The organism is bacterium (assembly GCA_036524115.1).
GTDB lineage: Bacteria > JAUVQV01 > JAUVQV01 > JAUVQV01 > DATDCY01 > DATDCY01.
Genome location: DATDCY010000076.1, coordinates 1 through 8,697, shown reverse-complemented (window position 1 = coordinate 8,697; position 8,697 = coordinate 1). Strand labels below are relative to the sequence as shown.

Sequence of the window (8,697 nt, the reverse complement as noted above, 5' to 3'; positions counted from 1 at the left end):
GGCGGCTGGCCGCGGCCGTCCACTTCGGCGCCATCGGACTCGGCACGGCCGTGGCCGGGGTCGGCCTGCTCGCCCACGTCCAGGTGGTGGGCTCTCCGGCGCCGGCGGTGGCGACGCTTGCCGTCTTCCTGGCCGCCGGCGCCGTCGGGAGTGCGCGGGCGCAGCGCCCCTTCGCGGCAGCGGCCGCCCAACGCCGCCGCTGCGGTGTCCTTGCGGTCGTCCTGATGCTCGCCGCGGCTCTGGTGCCCGCGCTGGCCGGCGTGATCGGTGGCGCACCCCTCTGGTCGCGGCTCGTTGTCGCCGGGGCTGCGGCGGGCTTCCTCGGCTATCTCCTCGGGTCGCCGTTCCCGGGCGCGCTTGCGCTGCTCGGGGAGCGCCTCCTCGTCGCCTGGGGCTGGGCGGTCTGGGCGGCGTTCTCGGTCCTCGGCCTGGCGGCGGCGCTCCTGGTCGCTGCCACTTCCGGCTTCGCGACGACCCTCCTCGCGGGAGCGGCCTGTTTCCTGGTCGCCGGCGCGCTCGCCGAGGTGTGCGGCTGACGCGCCCGGCGGGGGTGGCAACACCGGACGGATTGGCCTATCATGAGCAGCGCGTTTTGTGGTTGTGGCAACACAGGATCGACGGAGGACTTGATGAGAAAGACGTTCGCGGCCGTGATCGCGGCCATCGGCGCCGTCGCCATGCTCGTCTCCTGGTGGCCGGCGGAGGCCTGCGTCGGCAAGACGATCTTCGTGGGCCGGCTCCCGGGCAAGGAGCAGGAGGTGCTCGCGGAGATCTTCACCTGGATGGTCAGCGAGCGCACCGGCACGACGATCGTGACCAAGAACTACCCGGACAGCAAGGCCATGCACGCGGCGCTGCAGACCGCCGACGTCGACCTCTACCTGGAGGACCCCGGGGTGGCGTTGCGTGAGATCCTCGGCCGCCCGGCCGGCGAGGCCGCGGCCGACGTGCGCGAGATCGTGCGGCGCGAGTACGAGCAGCGGTTCAACCTGGTCTGGCTCGAGCCCTGGGGGATGACCGGGCACGCGGGCATGACGCCGCCGACGCTGGTCGCCCCGGTGATCCGCAAGGACACCCTCAAGAAGTTCCCCGCGCTCAGCCGCCTCGTCAACAAGCTCTCCGGGGCGATCAACGACGCGACGCTCGCGAAGCTCGTGCAGGATGCGGCTCAGCGGCCGGCGCGCGACGTGGCCAAGCAGTTTCTCAAGGACAAGCGCCTGATCTGATGTCCCGTGGGCTGCGCGCGCTCCTGACGCTCGGCCTCGCAGCGTTCACCGCGACCGGCTGCGCCGCGCCGGGTGCCAGGCCCCCCCCCGCGCCGCCGGCCTCCCCCGCCTCCGCGCAGGGCACGCTGCGCGAGGACGGCGTGTGGTCGGGGACCGTCACCCTCGCCGACGACGTCCTGGTCCCGCGCGGGCGGACGCTGCGCATCCTCGCCGGGACGCGCGTGCTCGTGCGGCCGGCGGACACGACGAAGACCGAGCCGCAGTTCCTCGACAACGCCACGGAGCTGCTCGTGCGCGGGCGGTTGATCGTGGAGGGGGAGCGGGACCGGCCGGTGTCGTTCGAGCAGATCCCCCCCGCCCCGGGGGAGACCGCCGGGGAGCGCTGGGGCGGGATCATCTTCGACGGCGGCGAGGGGGAGATCCGCCATGCCCGCCTGTCGGGGGCGGAGACCGGTTTCACGCTCATCGGCTCGTCTCCCGCGCTGTCTGACGTCGCGATCTCGGGGGTGCGCCAGGGACTCGCGGCCCACCTCGGCGCCGCTCCGCGCCTGCTCCGGGTCCGGGTGGACGCCGAGGACGTCGGCGTCGCCTGCTGGCCCGGATCGAGCCCCGCGCTCGAGGATGTCGCGGCCTCGGCCGGCGAGCACGAGGGGCTGATCGCGGCACCGGGCTCGCACCCGCGCATCCAGGGGTCCACGTTCCGCGGGGGCGTGGCCGACATCCTCTGGGGCGCCGCCGGCGCACCGCCGGCCGGGGGCGACCCGCAGCGCGTGCACCGGGTCGAGGATCCGCGCGCCGCGGGCATCGCGAGGGACTGGGGACGGATGCCGCCGCCGTTCGAGCCGCGCGTGCCCCCGCGGTCGGAGCCCGCCCGCGTCTACCGCGGTGAGCAGTTCATCGGCGAGGACGCCCGCTGGGAAGGCGAGGTCCTCGTCGACGGCACCGTGATGGTCGCGCCGGGGGCGACCCTGACCGTGGCGCCCGGCACGGTCGTGCGCTTCGCGTTCCGCGACAGCGACGGCGACGGCCTCGGCGAGAGCGAGATCTTCATCCAGGGCCGCCTCCTGGCGGAGGGGACGCCCGAGGCCCCGATCGTCTTCACCGCGCTCGACGGCGAGGGGCCGGGACGCTGGGGCGCGCTCAACATCATGGGCGCCGACGCCGAGGAGAGCCGCCTGGCGTGGGTGCTCATCGAGCGCTCCTTCCGCGGCCTGCACGGGCACTTCTCGCGCTTTCGCGTCGACCACGCGATCTTTCGCGACAACCTCCGCTCCATCCAGTTCCAGGAGTCGACCGTCGCCCTCGCCGACTGCACGGTGACCGGCAGCGGCAGCGCCCTGCGCTTCCGCGACTCGACCGCCGCCCTCGAGCGGCTGGTGATCGCCGGCAACACGCTCGGCGTGCAGCTTCTGCGCTCGACCTTCTCGCTCACCGGGTCGGCCATCCTCGACAACGCCCTCGCGGGACTGCACGTGCGCGAATCGGAGGGATCGGTCGCCGGCACCCGCTTCGAGGGGAACACGCCGGGGCTGCGCGCCAGCGACTGCCGGCTGAGCATCGAGGCGTGCGAGTTCGTGGCGAACAACGGCGCCGGTATCCAGCTGCGGCGGACCGAGGGGCGCGTCACCGGCAGCCGGATCGCCGGCAACGCCGGCAACGGCGTCTCGACCGACAGCCCGCGCGACCCGCTGCGGCGCAACGCGCTGGAGGGCAACCTGCGCTTTGCGATCGAGAGCAACACCGCCGAGCCGATCGATGCCACGGAGAACTGGTGGGGCCCGGGCGGGCCCGCCGCCGGCGCGATCCGGGACGCGGCCGACGACGCGGCGCTCGGCCCGGTGCTGACGGACCCGCCGCTGGCCGCGGCGCCGGCGCGTCCCTGAAGCCGGGGGCCGGCGGCCCCTGTGCTATAGTCGGCGCGAACCAACCACGGAGGCTGGCGCGCCGGTGCGCATCGCGGTCCTGTCCGACATCCACGGCAACCTCGAGGCCCTGGAGGCGGTGCTGGCGGATGTCGAGCGCGCCGGCGCCGACGCGCTCTTCTCGCTCGGCGACATCGTCGGCTACGGGCCCAACCCCGGGGCGTGCGTCGAGCTGGTGCAGGCGCGCGCCGCGGTCTCGCTGTTCGGCAACCACGACGCCGCGGTCACGGGGCTCGCCGCGCTCGACGAGTTCAACGAGTTCGCCCGCTGGGCCGTGGAGTGGACGGCCGCGCGGCTGCCGGCGTGGCAGATCGAGTACCTCGCGGCGCTGCCGTACGTGCACCGCGCGCCCGGCCAGATCTTCGTGCACGCCTCCCCGGTCGAGCCCCAACGCTGGCACTACATCCACGGCGCGGCCGACCTCGGCGAGAGCTTCGCGGCGTTCGAAGAGCACGTCTGCTTCGTCGGCCACTCCCACCGGCCCGGCGTGTACGCGGTGGGCGAGGCGGCGCCGAGCGTGCGGAAGGCGGGCAGCTGGACGCTCCGCGCAGGGCGGCGCTACCTGGTCAACGTGGGGAGCGTCGGCCAGCCGCGCGACCGCGACCCGCGTTCCTCGTACGCGCTGTTCGACGATGTTGGCGACGGCAGCGTGGAGATTCGCCGCGTCGGCTACCCCGTGGAGCGGACGCAGGCACAGATGCGCGCCGCGGGCATCCCCGCCTTCCTCGTCGACCGCCTGACCTCGGGGGTGTAGGGCCGGCGCCGCCTCGATGTGGAGGTGCGGGCCGGCGACTCCGGGCCGGCCTGCGACCGCGTCGAGCGGTCACGTTGCCTTTTCCGAGTTCCGGTGTTACATACATCCTCCGTGTCCGCGAGAGCCGCGGGCGCGGCCGCGAGACGTGGCGGCGGGGAGGAGACGTTGGCGGTCGGGCGCGGTCGATGAGGACGGCGGCAGGGGCGCTGGCCCTCGGCGTTGCGGTCGCGCTCGCCTGGCCCGCCGTGGCATCTGGCGCCGGGCCCGCCATCGGTTCCTACGCGCCGGGCATCGAGTTGAACGACACGGGCGGCTCGCCCCGGAAGGTCGTCTGGGGCGACGGCGGCGCCGCGGCGACCATCGCCTACTTCTTCGATCCGCAGAGCCCCGAGTGCCTGCTCGAGCTGAGCTTCCTCGACGGTGTCTTCCGGCGCGCGCGCGACTTCGGCCTCGCCGTCGCGGCGGTCGACGCGCGCGGTCGCCAGCCCGCGGAAGTCTCCCGGGCGATGGAGCGCTACATCGGCGTCTACGGCGAGCCGTCGTTCGCGGTGCTCCCGGACCCTTCGTTCCGCACCGGGCGCACCTACGGCGTCGAGAAGGTGCCGGTCACCTTCGTCATGGAGTCGCACGGGGTCGTCCTCAACCGCATCGAGGGCTACGACCACACGACGGCCGTCGCCCTGGCCCGCCGCCTGGAGCAGTTGCTCCGCCGGGAGCGCGGGTTCTTCGCGGCCGAACTCCGCGGCGCGGGGGTCACGGAGGCCGAGGAGCGCGAGGCGGAGGCGAGGCTCGCGGCCGCCTCGTCGGCGAAGAAGACCGCCCCCGCGGCGCGGGCGCTCGGCGTGAACGATCATGCGCCGGGCGTCGAGTTCACCGACCTTGCCGGCCGCCCGGGGCGCTGGGCGTGGGGGGAGGGACAGGCGCCGCTCATGCGGGTCCTGGCCTTCCTCGGCGGCTTCTCGGTCACCTCGGTCGACGCGCTCCGCTGGCTCGATTCGCTTGCGCGGCGGGGCGCGGACGTCGGCCTCGAGGCGCTGGCCGTCGACGCCGGGGGGATGGATGCGGCAGCGCTCGCCGCGGCCCTCGAGCGCTACCGGCGCTACAACCCCGTGCCCGCGGTGCCGGTCGTCGTGGACGCGGGCGGCCGGCTCGCCGCCGCGTTCGGCCCGTTCGACCTGCTCCCGCAGACGTTCCTGCTCACGCAGGACGGGACGATCATCCACCGCGCGGACGGCTTCGGCGAGGAGGAAGCCGGCGTCATGACGGCCAAGGTCGAGCGCGTCTTCGCCCAGGCCGGCCGGCCGTTCCCCGCGGCGCGCGGCAGCGCCGGCCCGGGGGAGACGACCGCCGAGGCACCGCCGGCGATCGAGGAGGAGGCGCCGAGCATCCGCAGGAAGCGCGAGCAGGACGAGCGCTATCGCTCGAGCATCGTCCAGGGCGACGCGTTGTTCATGGGCTGGGAGTTCGATCGCGCCCTCCCGTATTACCTGGCGGCGCTGGAGGTCGAGCCGCGGGACCTGCACGCGCTCGTCCGCGCGGCCCAGATCGAGGAGCGCCTCGGCGACCGGCGGCAGGCCGCCGAGTTCTGGCAGCGCGTGCTGGGCGTGCGGCCCGACCATGCCGAGGCGCGCGAGCGCCTGGGCGCGCTGCAGCCGGGCCGCTGACCCGCCGGCCGCCGCGCCGCTCGCGCCGGCGGTTCCATTGACAGCCCGGGGAGGCAGGAGTATCACAACATCGAGGGCAGTCTCCCCGGACGTTCACGAACGAAGGAGGACGAGCATGCGTGCGTCGAAGCGTTTCGCCAGGTTCCTGCCGGTCCTGCCGGCCCTGCTGCTGGCCGCCGCGCCGCTCGCGGCGCAGGCCCCGCCCCCGCCGCAGGGGTCCCCCATGAAGGACATGCCCCGGTTCTTCGGCGTGTTCACACCGACGGTCGGCGCCTGGGCCGAGTATGCGGTCACCGAGATCGAGGGCGGGAAGAAATCGACGATGCGCAACTCGATCGTGGGCAAGGAGGGCGACGGGTACTGGTACGAGGTCGCCATCACCGAGCCCGGAGGACGCAACATCGTGAAGATGTTCGTCAAGGGCGACCCGAACAGCCCCGACAACATCCAGCGGCTGATCCTCAAGAGCGGCGATCAACCTGCGCAGGAGATGCCGCGCGACTTCGTCCTGATGGGCCGGCGCATGGCGATGTCGATGTTCGAGACCCGCAGCGGCGTCGTGCTGGTGGGCCAGGCCGAGTACAAGACCGACGAGAGCGGCCCGGCGCCGGTGACCGTCGCGGCCGGCACCTTCAGCGCGATGCACAAGCGCGTGCTCGACCAGGAGGGGAAGGTCCTGGCAACCGCGGACATCAGCGCCGACGTCCCGCCGCTGGGCGTCGTCCGCTCGGAGACGGAGAAGGTGAAGCTCGAGCTGATCGCGACGGGCAAGGACGCGACCTCGCTCATCACCGAGACGCCGGTCATGATCACGCGGCCGCCGGGGATGCCCGAGGACAACCCGCGCGGCACGCCGCCGGGCATGGCAGTGAAGCCGCCGGCGGCGGCGGCCGCCCCGGCGACGGGCGGCTACGGATCGCCCGCTCCCGCCCCCGCCCCGGCGACGGGGGGGTACGGCTCGCCGGCGCCCGCTCCCGCTCCCGCAAGCGGCGGCTACGGCAAGTAACCTTTCCGGGCCCCCTCGCAGCGCCGGACGGTACGCATTGGCGGGATGCGCCCTTGGCCGGCGCTTCCACAGGGGGTTCCACCCCCTCTGGCGCAGCTTCGCTGCTGTAACCCCCCCATGAGCAGGCGGACTGGGAGGTGACAGTGGCGAAGCCGCGCTGCACGGCGAGAGCGGCGTGCCCTGGCAGGGTGTCTTGCCAGTTAGTGAATAGGCGCAGAGAACCGCTCAGGCGGGAATCCCGATAGGGAGGGGACAGAGCGGCGATAGCCGCGCCGTCCCCGTCACGACCTGGCTTCGAGGACCGCTCAGACGGGGTCAGATGCAAGGCGCGGGCGTCATAGGGGGGTGACAGCGGCAAGAGCCGCGCCATAAGGGGGGCGGCGCGCCCCCCTTGTGGGAGCGCCCGCCGGCAAGAAGTGCCTGGCGTCGCTCTCCCGCCGGGCGCTCGCCCCGTATCAGCGAACTGGCTTCGAGGACCGCTCAGACGGGGTCAGATGCAAGGCGCGGGACGAGCCGGCGACTGAGACGGCCTGGTGGCCGTCGCAGGGAGGCGGGAGGACCGCAACGCCGCAGATGACCCCGTATCAGCGGTCCGTCACGGAAGAAGGACGCGGTCGCCGGGGCGCAGCTCGTGCGTGGCCCCGAAGTTGTTCAGCCGCTGCAACTCCTCGATCGACGTGTCGAACCTGCGCGCGATCTGCCAGAGGTTGTCCCCGCGGCGCACCTCGTAGGTCCTCGCCGCCTTCGCCGACCGCGCCGTCGACGTCGCCGCCGCGGCGGTCGGCTCGCGCAGCGCCAGCGTCTGCCCGATGCCCAGGACGGTTCCCGCCTCGAGGCCGTTCCAGCTGAGGAGGTCATCGAGCGTGACGCCGTAGCGGCGCGCGATCGCCCAGGGGTTGTCCCCGGCCTCGACGCGGTGGGTCTCCGGGACCGCGGACGAAACGAGGATCCGCCCCGGCGTGCGCGGGATTGCCGCCTCGGCGCCCCGTTGCGCCGGGATCGCGAGCTGCTGGCCGGCGCGGATCTCGGACTGCGCCAGGCGGTTGGCCTCGCGCACGTTCTCGACGGTCGTCCCGAACTTCTGGGCGATTGAGAAGAGCGTGTCGCCGGGCGCGACGCGGTACTCGACGAGACCAGCCGTGGTCCGGCCCTCCGGGATCCGGGAGAGCCCCGCCGAGAGTTCCGCGATCCTGCCGGCCGGGATCTTCAGGGCGTACTTGCCGCCCGGCGGTACCGTGGCCTTGCGCAGCTCGGGGTTGAGCGACTGGATGCTGTCGACGCTCGTGTGGCAGAGAGCGGCGACGAGGGACAGCCGCGTGCCGCCGCCGACCTCGACGACCTCGGTCGGCTCGAGCTGCTCGAACTCCGGCTGGAAGCCGTAGCGCTCGGGGTCCTTGGCGATGATGAGCGCGGCGAAGAACGCGGGGACGTAGTTACGCGTCTGGCCCGGCAGGCTCAGCGCCCAGAAGTCGTTTGTCCCGGCCTTCGCGATCTCGCGCTGGACCCTGCCCTTGCCCGCGTTGTACGCCGCGAGCGCCAGGGGCCACGAGCCCAGCTCGTCGTAGAGGTCCTTGAGGTGGCGGGCGGCGGCGCGCGTGGCCTTCTCGGGATCGCGACGCTCGTCCAGCCAGTCGGTCCGGCGCAGCCCGTAGAGCCTGCCGGTCGAGGAGATGAACTGCCAGACCCCCATCGCCCGCGCCGACGAGTAGGCCTTGGGGTTGTAGCCGCTCTCGATCAGGGCCAGGTAGTACAGGTCGGTCGGGATGCCCAGCTCGCGGAAGGCGGGCTTCATCATCGCCTCGTACTTGCGGGAGCGGACGAGCCCCGCCTCGAAGCTGCGCCGGCGGGTGGTCTGGAAGATCTCGACGTACTCGAGGACCTTCGCGTTGAGCTCCATGGGCATGTCGTACTCGGGCTCGGCGATCTTGATGGCCGGCTCGGCGGGCGTGATGTTGACGTGCTTCTCGACCTCGCGCAGCAGCTTGTCGTCGTCGGGACCGACCAGAACGGGGGCCGACTCCATGCCCTCGGGCGCGGCCTCGGCCTTGGCGGCGGCCGGCGCGGCGGGTTCACCCGACGGGTTCGTCCCCGGACCCGCCACGGGGCACGCGGCGCCGCTCGCCGG

The 8,697-nt window shown here is 73.4% G+C and carries 7 protein-coding genes; 6 read left to right on the top strand and 1 reads right to left on the bottom strand.

From position 1 onward, the window contains the following. The 6 genes from VI078_03620 to VI078_03595 form a co-directional block, all read left to right on the top strand. Positions 1-536, top strand: a 536-nt coding sequence (locus VI078_03620) for a hypothetical protein (protein HEY5998373.1), incomplete at its 5' end; no start/stop codon positions are given. 93 nt (positions 537-629) lie between these two features. Next, entirely contained in the window at positions 630-1,226 is a 597-nt protein-coding gene (locus tag VI078_03615) for a glycine betaine ABC transporter substrate-binding protein (protein ID HEY5998372.1), read from the top strand. Beyond that, entirely contained in the window at positions 1,226-3,109 is a 1,884-nt protein-coding gene (locus VI078_03610) for a right-handed parallel beta-helix repeat-containing protein (protein HEY5998371.1), read from the top strand. The genes VI078_03615 and VI078_03610 overlap by 1 nt, the downstream gene beginning before the upstream one ends. A gap of 64 nt (positions 3,110-3,173) precedes the next feature. Continuing rightward, positions 3,174-3,902, top strand: a complete 729-nt coding sequence (locus tag VI078_03605; GenBank protein ID HEY5998370.1) for a metallophosphoesterase family protein — start codon at positions 3,174-3,176, stop codon at positions 3,900-3,902. Between the two features lie 185 nt (positions 3,903-4,087). Continuing rightward, a complete protein-coding gene (locus VI078_03600; GenBank protein ID HEY5998369.1) occupies positions 4,088-5,566 on the top strand; it encodes a hypothetical protein in 1,479 nt (492 codons plus the stop codon). A gap of 115 nt (positions 5,567-5,681) precedes the next feature. After that, positions 5,682-6,572 carry a hypothetical protein gene (locus VI078_03595; GenBank protein ID HEY5998368.1) on the top strand — a complete coding sequence of 297 codons (891 nt, stop codon included), beginning with the start codon at positions 5,682-5,684 and terminating at the stop codon, positions 6,570-6,572. Positions 6,573-7,167: 595 nt separating this feature from the next. Here VI078_03595 and VI078_03590 read toward each other — a convergent pair. Next, the coding region (locus tag VI078_03590; GenBank protein HEY5998367.1) for a LysM peptidoglycan-binding domain-containing protein at positions 7,168-8,697 on the bottom strand (1,530 nt) is incomplete at its 5' end.

Bases quoted from the DNA above. Each gene is read 5' to 3' on its own strand.
- VI078_03600 (HEY5998369.1), top strand. From the start codon at position 4,088: ATGAGGACGGCGGCAGGGGCGCTGGCCCTCGGCGTTGCGGTCGCGCTC.
- VI078_03610 (HEY5998371.1), top strand. From the start codon at position 1,226: ATGTCCCGTGGGCTGCGCGCGCTCCTGACGCTCGGCCTCGCAGCGTTC.
- VI078_03595 (HEY5998368.1), top strand. From the start codon at position 5,682: ATGCGTGCGTCGAAGCGTTTCGCCAGGTTCCTGCCGGTCCTGCCGGCC.
- VI078_03615 (HEY5998372.1), top strand. From the start codon at position 630: ATGAGAAAGACGTTCGCGGCCGTGATCGCGGCCATCGGCGCCGTCGCC.